Source organism: Sporosarcina sp. JAI121, assembly GCF_013408665.1.
GTDB lineage: Bacteria > Bacillota > Bacilli > Bacillales_A > Planococcaceae > Sporosarcina.
On sequence record NZ_JACCCL010000001.1, the window covers coordinates 106,441 to 132,656 of the forward strand.

General features: G+C 43.3%; 26 protein-coding genes. 19 read left to right on the forward strand and 7 right to left on the reverse strand.

The genetic code is table 11. From position 1 onward, the window contains the following. Positions 1-87: 87 nt before the first annotated feature. Positions 88-195 carry a YjcZ family sporulation protein gene (locus HDC33_RS00555; RefSeq protein ID WP_179390598.1) on the reverse strand — a complete coding sequence of 36 codons (108 nt, stop codon included), beginning with the start codon at positions 193-195 and terminating at the stop codon, positions 88-90. Positions 196-540: 345 nt separating this feature from the next. Between HDC33_RS00555 and HDC33_RS00560 the strand changes: the two genes are divergently transcribed. Further along, complete coding sequence (locus HDC33_RS00560) at positions 541-873, forward strand: hypothetical protein (protein WP_179390599.1); 333 nt, start codon at positions 541-543, stop codon at positions 871-873. Positions 874-941: 68 nt separating this feature from the next. Next, entirely contained in the window at positions 942-1,415 is a 474-nt protein-coding gene (locus tag HDC33_RS00565) for a DinB family protein (protein WP_218843139.1), read from the forward strand. Positions 1,416-1,469: 54 nt separating this feature from the next. Here the strand turns inward: HDC33_RS00565 and HDC33_RS00570 are convergent, their stop codons facing one another. The 5 genes from HDC33_RS00570 to HDC33_RS00590 all read right to left on the reverse strand — a co-directional run bounded on the left by HDC33_RS00570 (position 1,470) and on the right by HDC33_RS00590 (position 5,023). Then, on the reverse strand, positions 1,470-2,102 hold the full coding sequence (locus tag HDC33_RS00570) for a response regulator (protein WP_179390600.1): 633 nt from the start codon (positions 2,100-2,102) through the stop codon (positions 1,470-1,472). Next, entirely contained in the window at positions 2,077-3,123 is a 1,047-nt protein-coding gene (locus HDC33_RS00575) for a sensor histidine kinase (protein ID WP_179390601.1), read from the reverse strand. Before HDC33_RS00575 ends, HDC33_RS00570 begins: the two co-directional genes overlap by 26 nt. Continuing rightward, positions 3,120-3,821, reverse strand: a complete 702-nt coding sequence (gene liaF / locus HDC33_RS00580) for a cell wall-active antibiotics response protein LiaF (protein ID WP_179390602.1) — start codon at positions 3,819-3,821, stop codon at positions 3,120-3,122. The genes HDC33_RS00575 and liaF overlap by 4 nt, the downstream gene beginning before the upstream one ends. A 194-nt stretch (positions 3,822-4,015) precedes the next feature. Continuing rightward, positions 4,016-4,657 (reverse strand): PspA/IM30 family protein, encoded by a 642-nt coding sequence (locus tag HDC33_RS00585; RefSeq protein WP_179390603.1) that lies wholly within the window; start codon positions 4,655-4,657, stop codon positions 4,016-4,018. A 15-nt stretch (positions 4,658-4,672) separates the two neighbouring features. Beyond that, a complete protein-coding gene (locus tag HDC33_RS00590; protein WP_179390604.1) occupies positions 4,673-5,023 on the reverse strand; it encodes a lmo0954 family membrane protein in 351 nt (116 codons plus the stop codon). Between the two features lie 188 nt (positions 5,024-5,211). Here HDC33_RS00590 and HDC33_RS00595 point away from each other — a divergent pair, with 188 nt between their 5' ends. From HDC33_RS00595 to HDC33_RS00625, 7 genes are all read left to right on the forward strand, one after another. Next, complete coding sequence (locus tag HDC33_RS00595) at positions 5,212-6,360, forward strand: thiolase family protein (RefSeq protein WP_179390605.1); 1,149 nt, start codon at positions 5,212-5,214, stop codon at positions 6,358-6,360. Positions 6,361-6,443: 83 nt separating this feature from the next. Continuing rightward, positions 6,444-7,214 carry a 3-hydroxyacyl-CoA dehydrogenase gene (locus HDC33_RS00600; RefSeq protein WP_179390606.1) on the forward strand — a complete coding sequence of 257 codons (771 nt, stop codon included), beginning with the start codon at positions 6,444-6,446 and terminating at the stop codon, positions 7,212-7,214. Positions 7,215-7,278: 64 nt separating this feature from the next. Continuing rightward, entirely contained in the window at positions 7,279-8,430 is a 1,152-nt protein-coding gene (locus HDC33_RS00605; protein ID WP_179390607.1) for an acyl-CoA dehydrogenase family protein, read from the forward strand. After that, positions 8,431-9,420 (forward strand): CaiB/BaiF CoA transferase family protein, encoded by a 990-nt coding sequence (locus HDC33_RS00610; protein ID WP_179390608.1) that lies wholly within the window; start codon positions 8,431-8,433, stop codon positions 9,418-9,420. A gap of 16 nt (positions 9,421-9,436) precedes the next feature. Further along, on the forward strand, positions 9,437-11,059 hold the full coding sequence (locus HDC33_RS00615; RefSeq protein ID WP_179390609.1) for a long-chain fatty acid--CoA ligase: 1,623 nt from the start codon (positions 9,437-9,439) through the stop codon (positions 11,057-11,059). 521 nt (positions 11,060-11,580) lie between these two features. Further along, positions 11,581-12,192 carry a DedA family protein gene (locus HDC33_RS00620; protein WP_179390610.1) on the forward strand — a complete coding sequence of 204 codons (612 nt, stop codon included), beginning with the start codon at positions 11,581-11,583 and terminating at the stop codon, positions 12,190-12,192. Between the two features lie 7 nt (positions 12,193-12,199). Next, entirely contained in the window at positions 12,200-13,027 is an 828-nt protein-coding gene (locus HDC33_RS00625; RefSeq protein ID WP_179390611.1) for an undecaprenyl-diphosphate phosphatase, read from the forward strand. A 453-nt stretch (positions 13,028-13,480) separates the two neighbouring features. Here HDC33_RS00625 and HDC33_RS00630 read toward each other — a convergent pair whose 3' ends face one another. Further along, positions 13,481-14,221: an IclR family transcriptional regulator gene (locus HDC33_RS00630; protein WP_179390612.1), complete on the reverse strand. Its 741-nt coding sequence runs from the start codon at positions 14,219-14,221 to the stop codon at positions 13,481-13,483. Between the two features lie 170 nt (positions 14,222-14,391). Between HDC33_RS00630 and HDC33_RS00635 the strand changes: the two genes are divergently transcribed. The 10 genes from HDC33_RS00635 (at position 14,392) to HDC33_RS00680 (ending at position 26,126) form a co-directional block, all read left to right on the forward strand. Beyond that, positions 14,392-15,264, forward strand: coding sequence for a dimethylarginine dimethylaminohydrolase family protein (locus HDC33_RS00635; RefSeq protein ID WP_179390613.1), 873 nt, complete (start codon positions 14,392-14,394; stop codon positions 15,262-15,264). A 20-nt stretch (positions 15,265-15,284) separates the two neighbouring features. Further along, positions 15,285-16,046, forward strand: coding sequence for a dimethylarginine dimethylaminohydrolase family protein (locus HDC33_RS00640; RefSeq protein WP_179390614.1), 762 nt, complete (start codon positions 15,285-15,287; stop codon positions 16,044-16,046). A gap of 124 nt (positions 16,047-16,170) precedes the next feature. Further along, on the forward strand, positions 16,171-17,589 hold the full coding sequence (locus HDC33_RS00645; RefSeq protein WP_179390615.1) for an amino acid permease: 1,419 nt from the start codon (positions 16,171-16,173) through the stop codon (positions 17,587-17,589). Between the two features lie 12 nt (positions 17,590-17,601). After that, on the forward strand, positions 17,602-19,239 hold the full coding sequence (locus HDC33_RS00650; RefSeq protein WP_179390616.1) for a M20/M25/M40 family metallo-hydrolase: 1,638 nt from the start codon (positions 17,602-17,604) through the stop codon (positions 19,237-19,239). A gap of 507 nt (positions 19,240-19,746) precedes the next feature. Then, positions 19,747-20,415 (forward strand): GntR family transcriptional regulator, encoded by a 669-nt coding sequence (locus HDC33_RS00655; RefSeq protein ID WP_179390617.1) that lies wholly within the window; start codon positions 19,747-19,749, stop codon positions 20,413-20,415. Continuing rightward, complete coding sequence (locus tag HDC33_RS00660; protein WP_179390618.1) at positions 20,412-21,437, forward strand: TRAP transporter substrate-binding protein; 1,026 nt, start codon at positions 20,412-20,414, stop codon at positions 21,435-21,437. The genes HDC33_RS00655 and HDC33_RS00660 overlap by 4 nt, the downstream gene beginning before the upstream one ends. A gap of 58 nt (positions 21,438-21,495) precedes the next feature. Then, entirely contained in the window at positions 21,496-21,999 is a 504-nt protein-coding gene (locus HDC33_RS00665; RefSeq protein ID WP_179390619.1) for a TRAP transporter small permease, read from the forward strand. After that, positions 21,996-23,282, forward strand: coding sequence for a TRAP transporter large permease (locus HDC33_RS00670; protein WP_179390620.1), 1,287 nt, complete (start codon positions 21,996-21,998; stop codon positions 23,280-23,282). Before HDC33_RS00665 ends, HDC33_RS00670 begins: the two co-directional genes overlap by 4 nt. A 28-nt stretch (positions 23,283-23,310) precedes the next feature. Continuing rightward, complete coding sequence (locus HDC33_RS00675) at positions 23,311-24,474, forward strand: aminotransferase class I/II-fold pyridoxal phosphate-dependent enzyme (RefSeq protein WP_179390621.1); 1,164 nt, start codon at positions 23,311-23,313, stop codon at positions 24,472-24,474. Positions 24,475-24,494: 20 nt separating this feature from the next. Continuing rightward, positions 24,495-26,126: a M20/M25/M40 family metallo-hydrolase gene (locus tag HDC33_RS00680; protein WP_179390622.1), complete on the forward strand. Its 1,632-nt coding sequence runs from the start codon at positions 24,495-24,497 to the stop codon at positions 26,124-26,126. Positions 26,127-26,216: the final 90 nt, after the last annotated feature.

A 26,216-nucleotide genomic window follows, 5' to 3' on the forward strand; every position in this document is an offset into this window, starting at 1 on the left:
AAAAGAAAGAGAGCGCTTTTTAAGCCGCTCTCTTAGACCAGACATGATTTCATACTAGTGATTGCTTATTGCTGCATGAAAGAGCTTCTAGTAAACGAAGCTAGCACCAATAATAATTAACAGGATGAAAAGCACAACTATCAATGCGAATGAGTTCCCTCCGTATCCGCCTTCGTATCCACCGTATTGACCCATTTTTAACACTCCTTTCGTCAAAGGTCTAATCTAGTTTATGCAGGCAATTACTGGGCTATAGGGGTAAACGCCCCTTAATCCAACGAGGTGATGTTTAGTAGTGTTCATTTTTAGGAATAGGTAAGTAAAACGATTAAGGAAAGAATAAACAGAGTTGCCATCCTGCATCGGATGACAACGTTCTGCTTGCAGATTTGATTAAAGATGTTGTATCATTAAATTGAAGTATTAGAATCGATTAATTATTCGGGAAAACGGTGGTGTCCATCAGGCATTAAGTGCACCGATACCGAAGTGGAATCGCCGTTCTCCGAATCGCAATTCGAAGAAGGAGGTTTTATGAGGATGACAAAATCAGATGGTAAGTATCCAAACAAGGAAGATCTTGAACCTAATGTAAAAGGGATGGGCAATTACGATGAACTGCCGCTCGCAGATCCATCCGATTCAAATGTATCTGCTATCTTTAGAGAAAATGAAATGGAAAAGACGGGCGAGAACAAACCGTCTGCTTTTGCGACAAATAAAGTGGATAACCTAGGCACTGGATATAATAAACCGAAATCCGACGAGCGTATTCTTGTCAGTGAAAGTAACAAAGAAAATAGTAATTTCAATCAACAAACACACGACGAGTGGAATAAGGAGAAACCGAATGAAAGACCATTTAGACCATAAATGAGCGGCGGTCGTCCCCCTAGGGAACGGCCGCTTTGACGTAAAGGTAGATAGAAGTGAAGGAAGGTATGATAACTATCGAAACATTGAATCAGTTGAAATTCACACGTATTTATACGCTTGGCCGCCTTGTAAAGACAAGGGCCGAAGCCTGGGACGCGCAACCAAAGGGCTTCAATAACACTGTTCGTTGGAATGTGGGCCATATTTTTGTAACGATGGAAACACTCATTCAAAAAGCGGTGGGGGACTATGAGCCCGTCCATCCTGAATGGATACCTTTTTTTGTATCGGGGTCAAGCCCCGATGACTGGGAAGGAAATGTCCCGTCAACAGACGAGCTCCTTGTGGCTTTAGAAGAACAACCGGAGCGCATCATTAAGGCAATTGAAGGTAAACCAAGCGATGCATTACAGGAACCGATGTCTATCGGTCCTCTCCATACGATGGTGACAATTGACGCAGTTGTGCAATTTGCAATTTGGCATGAAGGCGTCCATGCGGGTATGATCAATGCATTGAACCACTTGACGGGAGATTAATTCTAGAACAAAAGCGCAAGTGCCTGTGAACAGGCGCTTGCGCTTTTGTTTATTTCAATCGACTAACTCATGCTTAAACGCGTAAATGACTGCCTGCGTGCGGTCTTGCACTTCCAGTTTAGATAACAAATTGCTGACATGTGTCTTCACGGTTTTCAATGCGATAAACAAATCATCTGCGATTTCTTGATTCGTTTTACCTTTCGCAAGCTGCAGTAAGATTTCAAGTTCACGTTCCGTCAAATCATTATGCAAATGCCGTTCATTGCCTGCCCGCATTTTCTGCATCATTTTCGTCGTTACTTCCGGTTCCAACACTGTCTGTCCTTTCAACGTTTCCCGGATAGCTTCCGCAATTCGTTTCGCATTCGACGTTTTCAATATGTAACTGATTGCTCCTGCCTCAAGAGCCGGATATAACTTATCGTCATCCAAAAAACTTGTCACGATGACAATTTTCGCTTCCGGCCACTCCTTTATAATAGCGGCAGTGGCTTCGGCACCATTCATTTCCGGCATAACCATATCCATCAAAATGATGTCCGGGCGCAACTCGAGTGCCTTAGTTACGGCTTCGCGTCCATTTACCGCTTCTCCGATGACCTCCATATCCGGCTGAATCTGCAAGTATGCTGATACGCCTATCCTTACCATTTCGTGGTCATCCACTAACAGAATCTTGATCATTCGGTTCATCTCCTTTACGGGCGGGCAACTTCACTTCCACGATTGTCCCTTGAGAGGGGACGGAAACGATTTTGCAGGTACCGCCGATTTCAATTGCACGTTCTTTTACGTTCTGTAATCCGTACGATCCGCCTTTTCCATCACTATCCTTGAATCCGACGCCATTATCCTGCACCCGGAAAATGGCAAGGCCATCACGCTCAACGAATAATACGTCGACCACCGTTGCTTGTGCATGGCGGAGTGTATTGGATAACGTCTCCTGCGCAATGCGGAATAAATGATCCTCCGCCCCTTTTGAAAGCGTTACTTCTTCCAAGCGGAACCGGATATCGAACAGGACTTTCTCCCTTAATTCGACTAACAATTCTTCAAGTCCTTCGGAGAGCGATTTGTTGTTCAAGGCTGCCGGTCGTAAATGAAGGAGCAATGCGCGCATTTCAAGTTGTGCTTGTTGGACGATTCGCTCGACTTGAAGCAGCGGTTTTTGCTCAACCGCGTCTTCGTTGCTTTCGGTAATGGCGGACAATAGCATCGATGCGGCGAACAATTGCTGGGAAACGGAATCATGCAATTCTCGTGCAAGCCGCTGCCGTTCTTGCACAATACGTTCTTGAATCAGCTTGTCTTGCTCTTCCGCGCGCTCATCGATAATCCGCTGCAAACTTTTTCGCTGTGTATGGATGACCGTCGACAGCGAGCCAATTGCACGGTTCATACGTGGGGAGAATTTCATATTCATATCTGCATCTTTTTCCGAGTCAATCAAATCGGTTAACTTTTGCTCGATTGCTTTCTCCTTCGTACTACCTAAAAAACGTGTCCAAGAGGCAATTCCCCACGCAAGTAAAAGAATAGTGTTCAAAATCCACCAGCCAAGCGGAACGTCAGCAAATTGCAGTTCGTAAAAAGCAAACCAGCTTTCTTCCAACGGCAAACCGAGAAGAAAGTAAATATACACCGCCGCAATGGCGATAAATAAAAACGTTAAAACAATACCACGTCCGATAACTGCCTTCATTTTCTCGTCACCTCAACATCCCCGCCCCAAGTGGAAAGTGTAATGATCAGTTCAGGAGAATCAGGAGATTTACCTTCGTAACTGTCTTTCATATGAAGGGATTCATTGATAAGCCGTTTCCGGTGGATACCGAAAAGCTTTGCATCGCCAAGCAGTGTCGTGTAATGGATGCGAACCGGGATTTCGTAGGGCAAGTCGATTTTGATCTTACCAATACCTTGCCTGACGGAAATTAAGGAAGTCCCTTTCGGTAAAACCGTATCCGTTACATCGATGTGAATATCACCGAACAGGCCTTGGATATGGATGTCCTCCCATTCATACGATGAAAAAGGGGATGATTGAACGGAAAATAGTTTGTTTTTCCATATTCCATTTGGCGTTTCCCGCTGGAATTCCTTGAGAGGACGCATAATTTCCTCGGATGGCACGCCTTTCCATAGCTTAACGAGAATGTAGACAATAGTAGTGAAAATTAGCAAACGTAAACTCCACAATGTGAAAAGCGCCATTGCGATGAAAAATAGACCAGGTATAACTAGCAGTTTCGATCGTTTCCGTAACCCGTAATAAGTAAGTCCGGCACCAAGAAGGACGAACACAATATTGCCATTATGAAAAAAAGTCGCTTCGACAAAAATGAGCAGTAAAAAAATGAATGCCCAAAATGTGATTTTGCTCGTATCGATTTGTTTCATTTTTTATTCTCCCTTCCTGATGTCCGACTTTGAAAAAAGGAAAGGAAGGCAGGAACCTTCCTCCTACAATATAGTTTACACAACTTCAGTTTTTTTTGCGGGATTAATTTCGATGTCCAAGCTTTGGGTGCCACATACTCGGGTCATAAGGCGACTCGGCTATGTGGCAAGTTTCGCCACATGACCATGTTGTCTTATGCCTGTCGTACCTGTTCGGCACCCTCCACTTTTTCGAGTGATTCTAAACGACGTTCCATTGAAGATGTTTCATACTCACGTTCAATCTTCCCGCCGAGGTTTTCGATATACTTCTTCATCTCGCCGACTGTACCCATCTTGCTGTCTGCGTTTTCGGGTGAAATGACTTGATCCATACGGTGATGGGCACGTGTCACATTTTCTTTTCCCATTAATTGAAGCTGACGCACTTTCATATCTTTCACTTTATGTTTCATTTCCTCGAATTTACGCTCTAGGGAAATCAACTCGTAAGCTGTTTCCATGACGCTTTCTGAAAGCTCTGCGGCACGCGTATCATACGCAGCGATTTCCTCTTCAGCAAATGCGATGAGGTCTTCCTCGCCTGCAGTTTGTGCTAGTTCAAGTTGGTTCCGGCGTTTGTCCGCCATTTTTTCTGCTTCCGACAATTCCTTTTGCAATTCTTTTTTCAATGAACTTTGACGTTCAAGCAAATTCCCGATTGAGTCCGTCTGTTTTTCTGCTTCACGGATGTATTGATTCAACATTGCAATTGGGTTCTTATTTTCCTTTTTGTCGAATAGAGTGTGAAGATCTGCTTGTACCGAGTATTTAAATCTGTTCCAAAGTGAATTCATAAGTAGTTCCTCCTCTTATTTTGTAATTTCGTTCCACTGACGTTCGAAGTTTACGAATGGATCGTCTGATGCGCTCGTGATGATATTGCTGTTTTCTGAGCCATTCCATTTACGCCATGCGTACAGAACACCGAGCATTGCAAGAACACCGATGAATGCCGGGACATTCGCAACCGCTGTCAACAAGCCGATGACAAGTACGCCCCCCCAGAACAATTTCGAGATTTTTGAAGTGCTCTTTCTGAAATAATGGAACCCCGCGTATGCAATCAATGCAGAAAAGGCAAGTGCAAGAAGTGATCCGAGATTTGCAAGGACAACGATCGCTGCTGTTATACCGAGTGCTGCAAGACCAAGTTTTTTCATTTGTAGTTCCTCCTTTCGTTTGTAGCTTAATCTTATAACGATTTCCCACTTGTCCAAACGGGCGCTGTACGGATTTCCAACTACGACTTAAGGCTGAATCATTCTAGGACATACTAGATTTTGTCAGCTTTTTACGATACTCTATTATTATAAGAAGAATCTATTAATTCGGATAATGGGGTGTGGGAATGAAAGAAGTTGTAATTGTTGAAGGGGTACGGACTGCTATTGGTAGAAGAAAAGGAAGTTTTGCAAATTACAGACCGGATGAGCTTGCGGCGGTTGTACTTGAAGAGCTTATCCAACGGGCGGGAATTTCAAAAGGCGATGTTGAGGACGTCATTTTAGGCTGTGTGACACAAGCGGGTGAACAGGGGGGAAACATCGCCCGGACGGCTGCGCTAATCGCTGGCTTTCCTATCCATGTACCCGGAGTGACAATTGACCGGCAATGCGGATCAAGCCAGCAAGCTGTTCATTTTGCATCACAGGCAATACTTTCAGGGGATATGGATATCGTCATTGCAGGCGGCGTTGAAAGTATGACGCGAGCACCAATGATGTCCAATATGGGGGATGCGAAACCAAGTCCAAAGCTTACGGAAAAACATGAAATCATTAATCAGGGACTTTCAGCGGAACGGATTGCGAACAATTGGGAACTGTCACGGGAAGAGCTTGACCGTTTTTCATACGATAGCCATCAAAGGGCGATACGTGCGATTAATGAAGGGAAATTTGAAGAAGAAATTGTTTCTGTCGATGTCATGATGGAAGACGGCACTACAGAGAAATTTACGATAGATGAAGGTCCTCGTCCGGAATCTACAACAGAAGTGTTGGCTGGATTACGGACGGTCTTTGACGAAAAGGGTGTAATTACAGCGGGTAACGCAAGTCAAATGAGTGACGGCGCATCTGCGGTCCTCCTTATGTCACGCGAAAAAGCGGAAGAGCTTGGCATAAAACCGATTGCGCGCATTGTTGCGCGAGCAGTTGTCGGTTCCGATCCGACATTAATGCTGACTGGTCCAATTGAAGCAACACGTAAAGTACTCGAGAAAGCGAATCTTTCAATAGAAGATATGGATACGTATGAAGTGAACGAAGCGTTTGCACCCGTTCCACTTGCTTGGCTGAAAGATATTGGCGGAGATCGGGAAAAACTCAATCCGAACGGCGGGGCGATTGCACTCGGTCATCCACTTGGCGCAACGGGAACAAAATTGCTGGTATCTATGATCCACGAATTAAAACGGACGAACGGACAATACGGACTACTCGCGATATGCGAAGGAATGGGAATGGCGAACGCGACAATTATCGAACGACTTTAATTTTATTCAGCAAATCCTTTTGTACTGAAAGCGAAGCGGCAGTCGTGAATACACCGAGGCGTATTAGATAAGGAGGTTTTTGAATGGAACTAAAAAAAGTAACTGCAGTCGTAACGGGCGGAGCGTCGGGTCTTGGGGAGGCCACTGTAAGAAGGATAATCGGAGCTGGAGGGAAAGCAGCTATTTTCGATAGGAATGAAGAGCGTGGACGTGCCCTTGTGAATGAACTTGGGGAAGAAAGTGTTCTATTTCTGAAAACGGATGTTGCGAGTGCTGAAGAAGTGGAAGTAAATGTAGCTTCCGCCTTAGAGAAGTTCGGAGAAATAACTGCCGTTGTCAATTGCGCGGGCATTGCGACGCCGGGGAAAGTGTTGTCGCGAAGCGGTCCGATGGCGCTAGACCAGTTTGAACAAGTCATCCAAGTAAACTTGATAGGCACGTTTAATGTAATTCGCATGGCAGCGGCGGCTATGCAAAGGAATGAACCAAACGAAGAAGGTGAACGCGGGGTCATTATAAATACTGCATCCGTTGCTGCTTTTGAAGGACAAATTGGACAGGCGGCTTATAGTGCCTCAAAGGGTGGTGTTGTCGGGCTGACGTTACCGATTGCGCGTGAACTTGCGTCTTTCGGAATTCGTGTGATGACAATTGCACCCGGCCTTGTAGAAACACCGTTATTCGATGGTCTGCCGGAAGCTGCGCGTAATTCACTTGCATCAATGGTTCCATTCCCGAAACGGCTTGGTCGACCCAACGAATATGCCATGCTGGTAGAAAGTATCTTTACGAACACAATGCTTAATGGCGAAGTGATTCGTTTGGACGGCGCAATCCGGATGCAACCTAAGTGAAGAAAATAGCATTTTTAACGAGTTAGACATAAACAAGTACTAGCTATTAAAGGGGGCACTGCCGGTGGCAAAATACAGATTCGAAACTGATGAACACGTCATGTTCCGGGATTCGCTGCGAAAATTTCTTCAAAAAGAAGCGGTCCCGAATTACGATAAATGGGAAAAGGAGCGGCGCGTTCCGGTAGCTTTTTGGAAGAAGCTTGGCGAGATGGGTTTTCTCTGTCCGCAAGTGGAAGATAAATACGGCGGGCTCGGTCTAGACTTCAGCTTTGGAGTCATTATCGGGGAGGAACTGGAACGAGTGGGATCGGGACTTACAGGTGTAGGTTTGCACAATGACATCGTTGTTCCTTACATTGAATCGTATGGCACGATTGAACAGAAAGAGCGTTGGTTGCCCGGTTGTGTAAGCGCCGATATCATAACAGCCATTGCAATGACGGAGCCGGGAACAGGATCGGATCTCGCCAATATCCAGACAACGGCGATCAAAGACGGTGATCACTATATCGTCAACGGACAAAAAACGTTTATCACAAACGGCATTAATGGAAATCTTGTGCTCCTCGCCGTAAAGACTGATCCACATGCTTCGCCAAAACACCGGGGCGTTAGTCTACTAGTCGTAGAAGAAGGGACTACCGGCTTTACGAAAGGTCGCAAGCTCGATAAAGTCGGTCTGCATTCGCAAGACACCGCTGAGCTTTTCTTTGAAGATTGTCGCGTACCTGTCGCGAATTTGATCGGTGAAGAGGGTAAAGGTTTCAGCTATTTGATGGAAAAACTTCAACAGGAAAGACTTGTCGTTGCAATTGCTGCGCAAACAGCATCCGAAGATATGCTGGAAATGACGCTTGAATATGTGAAATCACGGAAAGCATTCGGTAAGCCGATTGGTTCATTTCAAAATACGCAGTTTAAACTTGCTGAAATCGCAACAAAAGTGGAAATTGGCAAAGCGTTTATCGAATCGCTTATCGAAGACCATATAGCGGGCAAGGACGTCGTCACGAAAGTATCCATGGCCAAATATTGGCTGACTGATACGGCGCGGGAAATATCGGCGGAGTGTATGCAGCTTCACGGCGGTTACGGTTATATGGAAGAATATAAAATCGCGAGGCGTTACCGGGACATCCCTGTAGCATCGATTTATGCGGGAACGAATGAAATTATGAAAGTTATTATTGCCAAGAATATGGGGCTTAACTAGATGAAGATGCTTGAAGGAATATACGTGCTCGACGTCACATATTATCTTCCAGGACCATATGCTGCCATGCGCCTTGCAGAAATGGGGGCCCATGTCATTAAAGTTGAACCGCCAGGCGGTGATCCAGCAAAAACAATGAGCGGTGGCATCGTTCATCAGGCGAATAATAAAGGAAAAGAATTCGTCACAGTTGATTTGAAAACTGAAGAAGGAAAAGCATCGATGATTGAACTTATCAAAAAGTCGGATGTGTTGCTGGAATCGTTCAGACCGGGTGCAATGAAACGGCTCGGATTCGATTATGACACTGTCAAAGCATTGAAACCGGATATTGTTTACTGTTCGATGACAGGGTATGGACAAGATGGTCCGCTTTCAGTAGTAGGAAGTCACGATATAAATTATATGGCGTTATCCGGTGTACTTTCCCAATTCACTGATTTTGAAGGGAAACCGATTCATCCCGAAAATACAATTGCGGATTATGTGGGTGCGGTTGCAGTATCCGAAGGGATTCTCGGGGCACTTGTGCAGAAGTTCCGTACAGGACAAGGTTCATTCGTCGACATCGCAATTGCCGATGCATTGCTTGATTTTCAAGGGACTCATCTTGCATACAATGAAAAAGGCATTTCGGCTAGTGGTATTCCGGAAATCGATGGTACCTACATTTGTTACGGATTATATCCGACCAAAGATGGCAGGCACGTTGCACTTGGAGCCCTTGAACCAAAGTTTTGGAACAACTTCTGCGAATTTGCGAAACGACCGGAATGGAAACAGTGTGGTTACTATGCAACAGGTACTCCCGAACACTCGGAAGTTAGTGACTTTATCGCATCGTTATCTTGGAACGAATGGCTCGATATTTCATGCCGAACCGATTTTTGTATGACACCTGTCATGCGGATCACCGATTTATCAGAACATCCTTATTGGCAGTCGCGGGGAATAAACAATGAAAAAGTGAAAGTCATTCATTCCAACTAAAAGGAGCTGGATTTTTATGATGCAAACGCCACTTTTATTGACGTCATTTGTTAAACGGGCGGAGCAGTTCTTTCCGGATAAATTAATCATTTCACGCACGGCAGAGAATACGATTCACCGGATTCCATACAGGGATTTTGCAAAACGGTCGCGAAAACTTGCCGACGCGCTTACGAAACTTGGGATGAAACATGGAACAAAAGTAGGGTCGTTTGGCTGGAATCATCACCGTCACCTAGAGGCGTACTTTGGTGTGCCATGTACAGGCGCTGTTCTTCATATGATCAATATCCGTCTGTCACCGGAACATATTGCTTACGTGATTAACCATGCCGAAGATGAAATTCTGCTTGTCGATGATAACTTATTTCCGCACTTGTCCCAACTTGCACCCATGCTAAAGACCGTGAAACATTACGTCATCATGGGTGATAGTACAGAGATTCCGGAGACGAAGCTTGAAAATGTCCATTCATATGAAGCGCTAATTGAGGCTGCTTCCGATGACTTTGAATTCCCGGAGGATCTGGATGAAAACACACCGGCAGGGATGTGTTACACATCTGCTACAACCGGAAATCCAAAAGGGGTCGTCTATACACATCGTGGACTTGTACTACACAGTTACGCGCTAGGACTGGCTGATGCGATGGGTATGAGAGAGCGGGACGTGATAATGCCGATTGTTCCGATGTTCCACGCGAATGCATGGGGAATGCCTTTCGCGGCTGTCTTCTTTGGCACAACGCAAGTTTTACCCGGTCCGGGTTTCAATCCGGCTCTAATCCTGGATTTAATTGAACAGGAAAAAGTTACGCTTACAGCTGGAGTGCCAACAATTTGGTTAGCTGTATTGAAAGAGCTAGAGAAAAATCCACGGGATATTGCGTCTTTACGTGCGGTTGTAAGCGGGGGCTCTGCCTCACCTAAAGGTTTAATCCGTACGTTCGAAGAGAAATATAGAATCCCGTTCATCGTCGGTTACGGATTAACTGAAACGACACCCCTTGTTAGCTTGTCCGTTTTTACATCGAAAATGGATAATTTAACAATGGACGAGCGGGTTGATATCCGTTCACTCCAAGGGCTGACAATGCCGGGGCTTGAGGTTCAGATTATCAATGAAAAAGGCGAAGTGCCTTGGGACGGCAAAACAATGGGGGAGTTAATAGTCAGGGGCCCGTGGATTGCAAGTGAATATTACAAAGATGAACGTACTGTGAATGCATTCAAAGATGGATGGTTCTATACTGGAGATATTGCAGTTATGACAGGAGATGGCTATCTCAAATTGACGGATAGAACAGCAGATTTGATAAAAAGCGGTGGCGAATGGATTTCGTCCGTTGATCTTGAAAATGCGCTGATGACTCATGAAGCTGTATTTGAGGCGGCAGTGGTAGCGGTTCCACACGAAAAGTGGCTGGAGCGCCCGCTTGCTTGTGTAGTATTACATGAAGGGCAGACAGCCGATGATGAGATGAAAAAACAATTGTTGACCTATCTTGAAAATCAGTTTGCAAAATGGTGGGTTCCGGACGATGTTGTATTCTTGGATGAAATTCCAAAAACGTCTGTAGGTAAATTCCTGAAAAGGGCGTTGCGGGACCAATTGACTGAACGTTTGGAAGAAGTGTGAATGTAAGCCATCCGATGAATAGCGGATGGCTTTATTTCCGTTGATGCAGTTGATTGTACACAATTAAATTGTATATATGTCTTTGTGGATAACTATTTTCCGGAACTTATAGCTGTTGATAACTACCGATTATATATTTAATCATGAAGTTCTGTGGATAAATGTGCAATCTTCTGAAATTATCAACAATTTTATTAAGTTATCCACCCAAGATGAGGATAACTTAATAAAAATCAAAGATATCCACAATATAAAAATGTCCTGTTTTGATCAAGTCATGAAATTAATTGAAGTAAGAACTCTGAATAAAGTATTCGTAAACGACAAAAAGCCTGAATCGCATTTTTTGTAATCAATATAGCGGATAATAATGAAATGAACTCATATTCGCATTTCATCCTGCGTAAAATACAATATAACAAACGGAACCTCTTGCCGCGTTGGAGCGTCCTTTCTGCTATCGGACTCTATTTGCATAGGGGGGCCGAATTTAGTAAAGTAAAAGATAGCGGAGGCGTAACTTGGAAAATTGGATTACTGAATTTATGGGCGAGTTTGGTTATTTTGGTGTGTTTTTATTAATCATGATTGAAAATATTTTTCCGCCTATCCCATCCGAAGTCATTTTGACATTCGGTGGATTTATGACGACGTATTCGGATATGACGCGAACAGGTGTCATCATTGCGGCAACAGCCGGTTCGGTAATCGGGGCGATGATTTTGTATAGTATCGGGTTACTTCTCGATGTTGCACGCCTTGAGAAAATTGTCGATCGCTGGGGCCCTCTTTTGCGGCTTAAACGGAAAGACATTCACCGGGCTGATGCATGGTTCGACAAATATGGGCCGTGGACAGTGTTGCTCTGTCGTCTTGTTCCTTTGATTCGAAGTCTAATCTCGATTCCGGCAGGTATGTCGGGTATGAACTTCCCGCTTTTCATTCTGCTTACAACAATCGGCAGTTTGATCTGGAATACAACACTTGTTTCCCTCGGCGCAGCAGTCGGTGACAATTGGGAGTCAATTGTCCGCTACATGGACATCTATTCAACTATTGCGTATGTACTAATAGGAATTGGCGGTATAGCGGTTTGTTTCTTGTACATCCGCTTCCGTAGAAAGAGAGTGTAACTAACTTATGGAACTATTTGATTTGATTAAAGCATTGATACTCGGATTTGTTGAAGGAATGACGGAGTTTGCACCTGTATCTTCGACGGGCCACTTGATTATCGTTGATGACATGTGGCTGAAGACGGAAGAGTTTTTAGGTAAATATCCCGCAATCACATTCAAGATTGTGATTCAGTTAGGTTCGATATTAGCTGTCATCGTCGTTTTTTGGAAGCGTCTGTTCAGCCTAGTTGGTTTGTATAAAATTGATGGCAAGAAAATGAATTCCCGTTTCAATTTAGGGCATGTCATTATTGGTATGCTTCCGGCGGTCGTTCTTGGATTTGCTTTCAAAGATCTGATTGATGATTATTTGTTCGGAGTGGAAACAGTTATCTTTGCCCTTGTCGCAGGGGCGATACTTATGATCGTAGCCGATAAGTTCGGACCGAAAAAACCGAAAGTGCAAACGCTGGATCAGATCACCTACAAGCAGGCGTTCTCAGTCGGTCTTGTCCAATGTCTGTCACTATGGCCAGGGTTTTCACGTTCAGGAGCAACGATTTCGGGCGGTGTATTATTTGGCATGAATCACCGGACAGCAGCGGATTTCACGTTCATTATGGCTGTTCCAATCATGATGGGGGCAAGTCTTGTATCGATTTTAAAAAACTGGGAATACCTGTCGATGGACGATTTGTCGTTTTATATCGTCGGATTCATCAGTGCCTTCGTTTTTGCACTAATTTCAATCCGCTTCTTCTTGAAGCTCATCTCGCGCGTTAAGCTTGTACCATTTGCAATCTATCGACTGATATTGGCTGCTGTATTAGCGGTTATTGTATTTTTATAAGAAATTAAAACGACTCCTGTACATTGGTGTACAGGAGTCGTTTTTTGTTTTTACAATATAGTCATTGACTGAAGCTATCGGGGTTAGGGAAAAGTATACTACGAGGGATTGTCCAGCCTACACGCTTCGGCGCTCTGGGGATGCCTCTCGCCCTAAGCCTGGATTAGCGCTTCGCATCCAGTCTTAGGACTTCGGCTACCCCTTTGCCGCGCCTGCGCTGAGTTGTTCATTATCAAGAGGATTTTGATTTTGGCTGATAAGATAAAGTGATTAAAATTCGATACTACTTTCTTACGCAGAAGACGCATTACAGGTCGCGGGAGGCATCCCCTAGCGCCGAAGCGTGTATCATGGAGAATTCCTTATCCAGTCTATGTTGGCAGGCTTTTTACTGTCTTTATTTATAGCAGAATGCATCCCCATAGCGCAATTGAAGGAAATCTTTACCCCAACTCAATTACTGTTAGAACCCAACTTATCAGAAACCCTTTTACCTGTCTCAATCGCTTTTTCAATAAGGAAATCCAACCGGTTATCAGTCAGGCTGAAGCTGACGACACCTATACTGATTGCCCCTACAACTTCTCCAATACCATCCACGACTGCCACAGCGACAGAAGAAGTTCCTTCCGTTCTCTCACCATGACTCGTTGCGTAGCCTTGTTTTTTAATCTGTTTTAGAGTTATTTTAATCGGCTCCAATTGTTCCACCGGCAAAAGTTTCTGCAAAATAGCATCCGATTTGGAAGAAGACATGTTGGCAAGCATCGCTTTATTCGCCGCCCCGATATGCATCGGAATGCGCAAACCCAGTTGGTCGTATATTCGGATTGTATTGTTTTCGCTGTCAATTCTCTCCATTATTATGGCTTCCGATCCTGCTGGTCGGCTGAGATAGACACTTTCGTCCACTTCACGGCTTAAACGCTCCAACTCTGGTCTTATTTTATTGACATAATCCATAGAATCATACACTTGTAAACCGTATTCCAACCAAATCGTGCCAAGGCGATAGCATTTTGTGCGTTCATCCTGCTCCACCATGCCTTGCTTAATCATCGACTTCAATAATCTGTGCATCGTGCTGAGCGGTAGTTCGCATTTCTTGGATAAGTCGGAAATGGAGATGCCGTTTCCGGTCGTATGTGTTGCAAGTGCATTCGCCACGGTCATGGCACGGTCAATTGATTGCATAGAAAACACCGCCTGTCATTCAAATAACTACATAATACCTATTATTCAGAAAAAGATGATTACTATTATTCAAAATACATTGACATTATATCATGTAGAGAATATATTTTATATATAAACTTTCCATTCCACGGAAACGTTTTCCATTAGACGGAAAAGGGTGAGACGAAATGACTTATTGTTCCTCCATGTACAGACCATTAGAACGGGTGATTATTAAGCATCCAAATGAAGCTTTCTTAAATCAAGCCCATCTAGAGAAGGAATGGAAAAGGTTCAATTATCATGAAGAACCGAATTTTGAAGAGGCGGTTCGTGAATTTTCAGATTTCATTGCCATTCTAGAAAAACATGTTTCGCAGATTGATTATTTACCGGTGTCGTCCGAAGTAGGAATGGATTCGTTATATGCACATGACCCGGTGAAATTTACGCCTGCAGGTGCAATCATATTGAAATCCGGTAAAGAGCTAAGACAGCCTGAAGCCGCTGTGTATAAAAAATTCCTTACGGAAAAAGACATACCGATTGTCGGTGAATTAACAGGGGACGCAGTTTCAGATGGCGGCGACATCGTTTGGTTGGACGACAAGACGCTTGTTGTAGGCCGTGGATACCGGACGAATGACGAGGCTATCCGACAATTAAAAGAAATAACAGCACCTTTCGTCAATGATTTCATAGTTGTCCAACTACCGCATGATCAAGGCGAGGCGGAATGTCTCCACTTAATGTCATTCATCAGCATGGTCGATCGTGATTTAGCTGTCGTGCATTCACGCCTTATGCCGGTATTTTTCCGTCAGTTGCTAATTGAAAAGGGAATACAGCTTATTGAAGTGCCGGAGGACGAATATCACAATCTGGGGTGTAATGTATTGGCACTTGCACCGCGTGTTTGTGTACTAGTGAATGGAAACGTTTCCACGAAACAGCAGCTTCTTGACGCTGGGGCCACAGTCTATGAATACAAAGGCGAAGAAATAAGTGTAAAAGGGACGGGCGGGCCTACATGCCTGACAAGTCCTGTTATAAGAAACTAAATTATAGGGAGTGTACAGAAATGTTTAAAAATGTAATCGCGAAAACGCCAGGTAAAAGCTATTTGAATGGATTGACAACGTCAGATCTTGGGAAACCGGTATTTGAAAAGTTGTTGGAGCAACATGATCACTATATTAAAGCTTTGGAACAATGCGGTGTTGCTGTTACACATCTTCCTGCGAGTGAGGAATTCCCTGACTCGACATTTGTGGAAGATGCCGCCGTGTTGACACCGGATTTCGCGGTCATTACAAACCCGGGGGCAGACTCACGTAATGGGGAAATCATAGAAATCGAAGCTACCCTAAAAGAATTTTATAAGAAAATCCATTATATAAAATCGCCGGGAACGCTTGACGGCGGCGATATTCTCCAAGCGGAAGACCACTTCTATATCGGGATTTCCGAACGGACAAATGAAGAAGGGGCACTTCAATTAAAAGAGATTTTGGAAACAGAAGGTTTTAAAGCGACGATTATCCCATTGAAGCAGTTTTTCCATCTTAAAACCGGAATTGCTTATTTGGGAGATAACAGGATGGTCGTTGCAGGGGAGTTTGTGGATCATCCCGCATTCGATTCATATGACAAAATTGTTATTGGCAAAGAAGACGAATACTCCGCAAACTGCATTCGCGTCAATGATTATGTCATTATCCCAAAAGGATACGAGGAAACAAAGCGGAAATTGAACGAAGCAGGCTATGAAACAATTGAACTCGACATGTCCGAAGTCCAAAAGCATGACGGGGGATTGAGCTGTCTATCATTACGATTCTGATTGTTGTTAAATATAGTATTTAATATGGCGTTTATCTAAGCGGAAGGCATCCCGAAAGCGCAGAAGCGTAATTGAAGGAAAACTTATATAGAAAAATTAATAGGGGAAACAGGGAGGAAATCACATGCCGAACAATGGGGAACAACCGCAAGACAATCTGTTGAAACGTTCCATGAAAAGTCGCCATTTGTTTATGCTATCTCTCGGAGGCGTAATTGGAACCGGTCTGTTTTTAAATGCCGGTTACACAATCAATCAGTCAGGGGCAGGCGGGGCCCTGCTCGGTTACTTATTCGGCGGTCTGATTTTGTATATGGTCATGGTTTGTCTTGGGGAACTGGCTGTTCATATGCCGGTGACGGGCTCCTTCCAGACCTATGCAACACGATACATCAGTCCTTCGGCAGGATTTTCACTTGGATGGATGTATTTTGTAGGTTCTGCCGCTACTGCAGGAGTGGAATTTACTGCAGCTGGAATCCTGATGCAACATTGGTTCCCGAACACGCCGATTTGGATTTGGTGTTTGGTATTTATGGTTCTTCTATTCTCGTTGAATGCATTGTCTACGAGGGGGTTTGCGGAAGCTGAATTCTGGTTCGCTGGCATTAAAGTTGTCGCGGTGATTTTTTTCATCATCATCGGATTTGCAGCGATTTTCGGTTTTATCCCAATGGAAGGGCGTGCAACTCCGTTTTTGGGAAATCTGGCTCCTACGGGATTGTTCCCCGCAGGGATTGCAATTGTATTCGTAACAATGATGAATGTCATTTTCTCCTATCAAGGTTCGGAATTGGTTGGAATTGCAGCGGGAGAAACGGAAAACCCTGAAAAGAATATTCCAAAAGCAATTCGTACGATACTTGTCAGGATTGTTGTCTTCTATATCGCTTCAATTATTGTATTATCGGCCATTTTTCCAGCATCGGAACTTGGATTACTCGCAAGCCCATTTGTCACGCTAATGGAGATTTCGGGTGTGCCGTATGCTGCTGGCATCATGAACTTTGTCATTTTAACAGCGATTTTGTCAGTGGGAAATTCGTGTCTATATGCTTCGACTCGTCTGCTTTGGGCAATGGCGAATGAAGGGATGGCCCCTAAAGTGTTCGGACGCCTTTCGAAACGGAAAGTTCCACTTATGGCTTTGCTCTTTACAATGTCATTCTCTCTTTTGTCTTTATTGACAAGCGTGATGGAGGCGGATGCGGTATTCATTTTGTTGATGTCGATCGCAGGTATTTCTGTCACGATATCATGGATGGGGATTGCCTTATCACAGCTCATGTTCCGTCGTAGGTATTTAACGGCGGGAGGGAGATTGGAGGACCTGAAATACAAAGTTCCTTTCTATCCCTTTGTTCCATTGTTCTGTATTGCATTTTGTCTATTGATTCTTGTCTTTTTGGCGTTCGATCCAACGCAGCGCATCGGTCTGTACTACGGTGTAGGTTTCTTCGTCTCATGCATGCTGTTTTACAAGATAAGGTTGGAAAAGACAAATAAAGTTGTTCTGGGCGTTGACGTGAAACCAGTTGAGTAAAGGAGAATTAATATGAATGAACTATTATGGGGAACACCCTCTACACTTCGTGAACTGTTATGCGAGCTTGTAAGCTGGGATAGCCGCACATTAACAAAGGGAGAGCGTACATTTGCACCGAAAGTAGCCGAGAAGTTGAAAGAGCTGGACTATTTTCGTGATCAGCCGGGCCACTTGGAACTGCATGATGCGGGTTTAGGACGGCAACTCGTCACAGCTCTTTATAAACACCCGGAAGCAACAGAAACAATAGTGCTTATCAGTCACTTCGATACAGTCTGGACAGAAGAATATGGTGTGTTGGAACCGCTTGCTTTTCATCCAGAAGAGCTCACAAAAAAATTGATGGAGCCTGCGCATAATGCCGATCTTCCGGAAGCTGTCCGCATCGATTTGGAAACGGGGAAATACCTGTTTGGCCGCGGTACGATGGATATGAAGATGGGGCTTGCGCTTCATATGCAACTCATCGAAAAAGCGAGTGTCGAAAAATGGCCGATCAATTTGTTACTAACAACTGTTCCGGATGAAGAAGTGAACTCAGCGGGTATGCGTGCTGCGGTGACTGAACTCGTCCGTATACGTGAAGAACAAGGTTTGACTTATAAACTGTTCTTAAATGGGGAGCCGTCATTTTCGCAAAATCCGACAGATATCGAAGAGTACATTTACTCGGGTACCATCGGAAAAATTATGCCTGCCGCGTTGTTTTACGGAAAAGAAACACATGTGGGTGAACCGTTGAAAGGCATGACAGCGAATTTTATCTCCTCATTCCTGACGCAGCGTATGGAGTGGAACGAGTTGTTCCGTGAAACAGATCTCGGCGAAACAACGCCGTTGCCGGTTTCACTACAACAAAAAGATTTGAAGTTACAATATTCTACACAAACACCTTACCGTGCAGTTGCACTTTACAACGTTTTTCTATTTAAGCGTACTGCGACCGAAGTGATGGATCTATTCGAGCGAGTGGCAAATGAAGCGATGGACGCTTGCAATGACAGATACAAAATCATTTGTGATCGGGAACAAGTGACGGGTGTCGGGGAAGTGAAAGTGTTGCGCTACGAGCAGTTGCTTGAACATGCCGTGCGAAAGTTGGGGCTGGAGGAAGTCAAACGCCTAAAACAAGAAACGCTCACTAACGATGAGTGGGACGATCGTGAAAAGTCGCTTCGCATCGTTGACACGCTTATGATTCAATGCCAGGAACTTGCGCCGGCGACAGTACTTCTGTACGCACCGCCGTACTATCCTGCAGTCAATACATCGAATGATCCGCTCGTCAAACAGTCCATTGAATTAATGAAGAAAACAGCGAAGACATTCGGCAATGAAGTCGAGCAAATCCATTATTTCAACGGTATCTGCGACCTGAGCTACGTCAACTATGAAGATGACGCAAACGGCTGGGCTGCGTTCGAAAGCAATACACCGGTATGGGGCGATACGTACAGCGTACCATTCACTGAGATGGCACAGTTGAAAGCGCCGGTACTCAACGTAGGACCATTCGGGAAAGATGCACATCAACGGACGGAACGATTACACGTTGACAGCGCTTTTGTTGAAATGCCGGTCATGCTAGAGACGCTTGTGAAGAGTATGTATGTCGTGAATGAAAGCCTGGAAACGTGTGTAGGCTAAAATAATTGAAAAGTGGAGACCTTCGTAATGGCGAGGGTCTCCTTTTTTTGCATTAACCCATCTATGTACGGTCTGCACTTACTATGATAAGTCAAGATCTCCCTGCCATGTATAGAAAAGTCTTACTAGGATTACTTTTTGTATCTAACATTTTTTTGTTATATGGGGTTCCTATCCATAGCTGGATTGTTGAAACTTGCATTTACTAATCACGACGCCATTTTCACCCGTACAACTACCTCCGATCTCAATTGCACGCACTGGTTCAAATGGTGGGTGGGAAGACTCATCTTTATTATGCCGATATAATTCAGTCTCACTTTGACATACTTTATCGTCCCCAAGCTGTTTTTTAATTCATTAATAAACAACTATTTCATCTCCTTGATAAATTATTTAGAAAATTCCTATTTACAAGTATCTTAACTTGTTATATTGTTGCTGTATACAGTATACATTCGATTGACAGGAGGATTGAAGTAGGGGAGAAAGTGGGAGGTTTATTGAATGGAGAAAGTTGTTAATAGAGCGTCATTAGCAGAACAGGCATATTCATTATTAAAAACTGCGATTATTTCGGGCAAGCTTGCACCGGAAACAGAACTGACGGAAGAAAAGTTAGCTAGTGATTTAGGAGTTAGCCGTACTCCATTACGAGAGGCAATACGAAAACTTGCAGCGGAAGGGCTTATCAATTTAAACAAAGGTAAACCAGCAACTGTTGCGACTTTTACAAAAGAAGATTCGCTGGAATTTATGGAGTTGCGGCGGTTGTTGGAAGTTTACAATATTGAAAAAATTATTTCTAAAAACGACGTTTATTTTATAAGTGAATTAGAGGACAACTTGCAAGAACAAATGAAAGCGATTTCAAATGATGATTTTCAGGAGTTCATTGATTACGATCGGAAGTTTCATCTCATTTTAGCTTCACAAAATGAAAACGAGAAAATCAAACAATTGATTCATCAAATGAACACCGGTGTAAATCGAGCATTCCTTGTTCTATCAAATACTGTACACATGAGTGCCATAGAGGCATACGACGAACATAAACGAATTATTGAAGCGATTAAAAATCAAGATTTGGAACTTGCGACGAGAGAAATGTTGGAACATTTAAATAAGGTGGAAGAAAGATTTCTAGTTTACTTTAAAGAGGAGGACGAAAAATGAAGAAGTTATTCGTATTATTATCAATTATGGTTTTAGTGTTAGCAGCATGTGGAAGACCGGCTACAAGTGTGAGTAAAGGGGACAATGGTAAAGATGATCAGGAAGTGTATACAATCCGTATTGCTCACCTAGTTCCTGAAGAACAATCTTCACACGTTGCAGCAGTAACATTTAAGGAAAAACTTGAGAAAGAATCAAACGGGCGTCTTAAAGTGGAGATTTATCCAAACGGTTCACTTTTCGGATCTGATAGAGAAGCGATTGAAGCTGTACAGTTAGGAAATGTTGAAATGACAATTCCGGCAGTAGCACCACTCGCCTCATTCAATAAAAAGTTTATGGTTTTTGACCTACCTTTCATTTTTGATGATAATGAAGCAGCATATAAGGCACTTGACGGAGAACTTGGACAAGGACTATTAAAGGACCTTGAAAAAAATGATTTAAAAGGTCTCGTATTTGCTGAAAATGGTTTTCGCCACATGTCAAATAACAATGGACCCATTACTTCACCCAATGATTTAAAAGGCTTGAAGTATAGAACATTAGAAAACCCTCTCCATACGGATACATTTAAAGCATTCGGTGCAAACGCATCTCCGTTTTCATTCGGTGAACTTTACACGGCACTGCAACAAGGATCTTATGATGCTATGGAAGCCCCAATCTCACTTTATTACACAAATAAATTCTATGAAGTGCAAAATTACTTAACATTAAGTGGACACGTGTACGCTGCAACTATTTTACTTATGAATAATGATTTCTATACTAAATTACCGGAAGATTTGCAAGAACTTGTTGTGGAAAAATCGGAAGAGTATCGTACAGAACAACGTAAAATTGCACAGCAACAAGACGTTGAGTTCCTAGAGAACTTAAAAGAAAAAGGCATGAAAGTAAATGAAATTACGCCTGAACAAAAAGATGTATTCCGTGAAGCAACAAAAGTTGTTTATGATAAATTCACTTCGGAAATCGGTGAAGAGCTTGTAGAACAAGCAAAAGCTGCGAACAATTAAACGAGAAAAGATTCAAGGGAATTCCTTGATTCTTCCTTTTTGAAAAGGGGTGTATTGAATGAAACAGAGATTCAGTAGAATTAATAGATTTGAGGAAAGCGTTCTTGTCTTAACGCTAGTCATTATGGTTCTTTTAATTTTTGGACAAGTAATAGGTCGCTATATTTTAGGGTCAACGCCGAGCTGGACAGAAGAACTGGCCCGTTACATACATATTTTCCAAGTGTGGATTGGGGCAAGTTATGCAGTGAAATTTCGCCAGCATATCCGTATAGGGGTATTTATAGAAATATTTAAAGGACTACCTAGAAAGATATTAGAAACTGTAAGTATTATCATCTGGTTTGCTATCGCAATGTTTTTGGCAATATACGGTACGCAGCTAGTCCTGACAAGTCTAGGTAATGGGCAAGTTTCACCTGCTCTCCAAATTCCGATGTGGATTCCGTTCATAGCCATTCCATTGGGTGGTGGAGGCATGGCCTTTAGACTTATCTCACAAATCATTGAAGTTTGGAGAGGTAATTACGACAAGGACGAGAGTGAGGAGATTATAGCATGACAATCGGGTTGCTATTTATCACATTATTCGTTTGTTTACTAATTGGAGTTCCAATCGCTATATCCTTAGGTGTTTCGTCGTTAGTAGCAATTTACTTCGGTTCCACACTCCCACTTTCCATTATTACTCAAAAAGCATTTACGTCTCTTGACTCATTTCCGCTGTTAGCAATTCCGTTTTTTATGCTTGCTGGAATCTTGATGGGGAAAGGCGGAGTTTCAAAACGTTTGCTAGCCCTAGCAACAACGATGGTTGGATGGATGACGGGCGGATTATCAATGGTGACAATCGTTGCCTGTATGTTCTTCGCTGCTATTTCGGGATCCGGGCCAGCGACAGTAGCTGCCATAGGTGGTTTTATGATACCGGCTATGGTTGCTCGTAAATATGATGGGGGCTTTGCTGCGGCAATCGCGGCATCAGCTGGATCCATCGGGGTTATCATTCCACCAAGTATTCCATTCGTTTTATATGGTGTAATAGGCGGTGTATCAGTCGGTAACATGTTCCTTGCCGGTATTATTCCTGGCATTCTAATTGGAGTCGGATTAATGATTACAGCTTATATCATCTCTAACAAACGGGGTTATAAGCCTGCTGCAAATGAAGTATTTAAATTCAGCGATGTATTGAAAGCTGCCTATGAAGCTAAATGGGCTTTACTTATACCGGTTATTATTTTAGGCGGGATATATGGCGGTATTTTTTCACCGACAGAAGCAGCCGTCGTTGCCGTTGTGTATGCATTTATTGTTGGGAAATTTGTGTATAAAGAACTTTCATGGGAGGAGTCTTTTCAATCTTTCCGAGAAGCAGTTGTTATTAATGCCACAACAATGATTATTATTGGTCTATCTGTTTCATTTGCGTATTTTATGACACTTGAACAGATTCCTAATGATATCGCAGCATTCTTAACAGATTTCTCTAGCAGTCCTTTCGTCATCCTACTTGCTATAAACTTGTTGCTGTTAGTCGTAGGTATGTTTATAGATACGATATCAGCACTTGTTATCTTAACGCCTATCCTTTTGCCAATTGTTATAGCGGTCGGAGTAGATCCAGTCCACTTCGGTGTTATATTGGTTGCCAACTTAGCTATCGGCTTCATTACACCGCCGTTAGGAGTCAATTTATTTGTTGCCTCAAGTGTTGGAAATGTAAAGTTTGAAAAAATCGTTGTTTCTGTACTACCGTTCCTTTTATCAATGATTATTTGTTTACTCGTCATCACTTATATACCTGCTCTTTCCTTATGGTTACCGAATCTACTTGGAAATTAACAACAATGATTGTTGAAAGGTGAATAAAATGAAGCTTACAATTAATAAAAGAGCAGAGATGCTGCAAGTCCCTGGTATTCGTCAATTCTCAAACCAGCTTATCCATTATCCTGAGGCCATCAATCTGACAATTGGCCAGCCAGATTTTCCAACGCCTGAAGCGGTAAAAAAGGCGGGAATAAAGGCCATTGAAAATAATCAAACTGGGTATTCTCATAACGCGGGTTTACTTGAGTTTAGACAAGCAGTGTCCTCTTTTTTTGAGGATAAATACGGATTGCTCTATAATCCTGAAAATGAAATCGTTATTACAAACGGTGCAAGTGAAGCAATCGACTCTACCTTCCGTACTCTATTATCGCCGGGTGATGAAGTTATCTTACCAACACCGCTCTATCTCGGTTATGAACCGATTATCGAATTATGCGGAGCTAAAGTTGTATATCTGGATACAACGGATACGGAATTTCGTCCTTCACCGGAGCGGTTAGAATCACTTATAACATCAAAGACGAAAGCAATCCTTTTTAACTTCCCGTCCAATCCGACCGGTGTGACACTTGAAAAAGAACAGATGGACGACCTTGTAGCGGTCCTTGAAAAGTACAATGTGTTCATAATATCCGATGAAATTTATAGTGAAAACACGTTTTTCGGAGAACATGTTTCTTTTGCACAGTATGAAACTTTACGAAATCGCCTTTTCCTCATTCACGGTCTGTCTAAGTCACATTCAATGACTGGCTGGCGAATTGGCTACGTGCTAGGTCCCGAGCGTTTAATGGAGCACGTTTTGAAAGTCCATTTATATAATTCGGTCTGTGCATCTGTTCCAAGTCAGCACGCGGGGATTGAAGCGTTGAACGAATGTCGACATATCCCTGCCGAAATGAACGTGGAATACGTGAAGAGGCGTGACTTCGTTTACAAAAGGTTAACGGAGATGGGACTTGACGTTGTTAAGCCGAATGGAGCATTTTATATCTTCCCTTCTATTAAAAAATACGGCATAGACTCCTATAGCTTTGCGACGAGGTTGTTAAAGGAAGGTGGAGTTGCTGCCGTTCCTGGAAGTGCTTTTACTGAATATGGAGAAGGATATCTTCGTTTTTCCTATGCCTATGCTATGCCTGTCCTTGAAAAAGGAATGAATCGTTTAGAGAAGTTTTTACAAGAGCTATCGGTTCTTTAATTACAAAGGAGGGATATTTAATGGAACACTATTTATGGGGTACACCTGCTACACTTCGTGAATTGTTATGTGAACTTGTCAGCTGGGATAGTCGCACGTTAACAGAAGGGGAGAATACATTCGCTCCGAAGTTAGAGTCGAAATTAAATGAACTTGAGTACTTTCAATATAATCCGGACAAGATAGCCCTTCACGATGCGGGCCTTGGTCGTCAAGCTGTCACTGCTTTGTACAAGCATCCAGAAGCAACTGAAACGATTGTCCTTTTAAGCCACTTCGATACAGTATGGACGGAAGAGTACGGTGTGTTAGAACCATTTGCGATTTATCCGGAGATGCTGACAAAAATGTTGTCAGAGCCTAAGCATAATGCTGATCTTCCGGAAGCGGCCCGTATCGACCTGGAGACGGGGAATTACTTATTCGGCCGCGGTACAATGGATATGAAAATGGGACTTGCTCTTCATATGCAGCTTATCGAAAAAGCAAGTGTCGAAAAATGGCCAATCAATTTGTTATTAACAACTGTTCCTGATGAAGAAGTGAACTCGGCCGGCATGCGTGCCGCCGTCATAGAACTTGTCCGTATTCGTGAGGAACAAGGCTTAACCTATAAACTGTTTTTAAACAGCGAACCGTCATTTTCACAAAGTCCGACAGATATCGAAGAGTATATTTACTCAGGTACTATTGGGAAAATTATGCCGGCCGCCTTATTTTACGGAAAAGAAACACATGTCGGCGAGCCGCTGAAAGGGATGACTGCAAACTATATTGCTTCATTCCTTACACAGCGCATGGAATGGAACGAATTGTTCCGGGAAACAGATCTCGGAGAAACGACGCCGCTGCCGGTTTCATTGCAACAAAAAGATTTGAAATTGCAATATTCAACGCAAACGCCTTATCGTGCAGTCGCTCTTTACAATGTCTTTTTGTTTAAGCGTACTGCCGCCGAAGTGATGGATTTGTTTGAGAGAGTGGCATCTGAAGCGATGGATGCTTGCAATGACCGATATAAACTCATTTGTAATCGTGAGCAAGTGACGGGTGTCGGGGAAGTGAAAGTGTTGCGCTACGAGCAGCTGCTGGAATATGCGGTTCAAAAATTAGGGTTTGAAGAAATTGAACGCCTGAAGCAAGAGACGCTCGATAACGCTGATTGGGATGACCGTGAAAAGTCACTGCGCATCGTCGATAATCTTATGATCCAATGTCAGGAACTTGCACCCGCCACTGTGCTTCTTTACGCACCGCCTTATTATCCGGCTGTAAACTCGTCGAATGATCCGATTGTAAAACAGTCGATTGAATTGATGAAAGAAACTGCTGGGAAATTAGGTAATAAAATTGGTCAAATGCATTACTTCAATGGCATCTGTGACCTAAGCTATTTCAACTATGATGACGATGCAAATGGGTGGACTGCATTCGAAAGCAATACGCCAGTATGGGGCGATACGTATAGTATTCCCTTCACTGAGATGTCCCAACTGAGAGCACCCGTGCTCAATGTAGGACCATTCGGGAAAGACGCCCATCAACGGACAGAGCGGTTACATGTCGACAGTGCTTTTGTAGAAATGCCCGTTATGTTAGAAACCCTTGTGAAAAGTATGTATATTGTCAACGGCAAATTGGAAACAGTCTAATGAATATGAAAAGCGGAGACACTCGGAATTAGCGAGAGTCTCCGTTTTTACGTGAATCTGTTAAAATGAAAGAAAAAGCGGCGGGTGAAT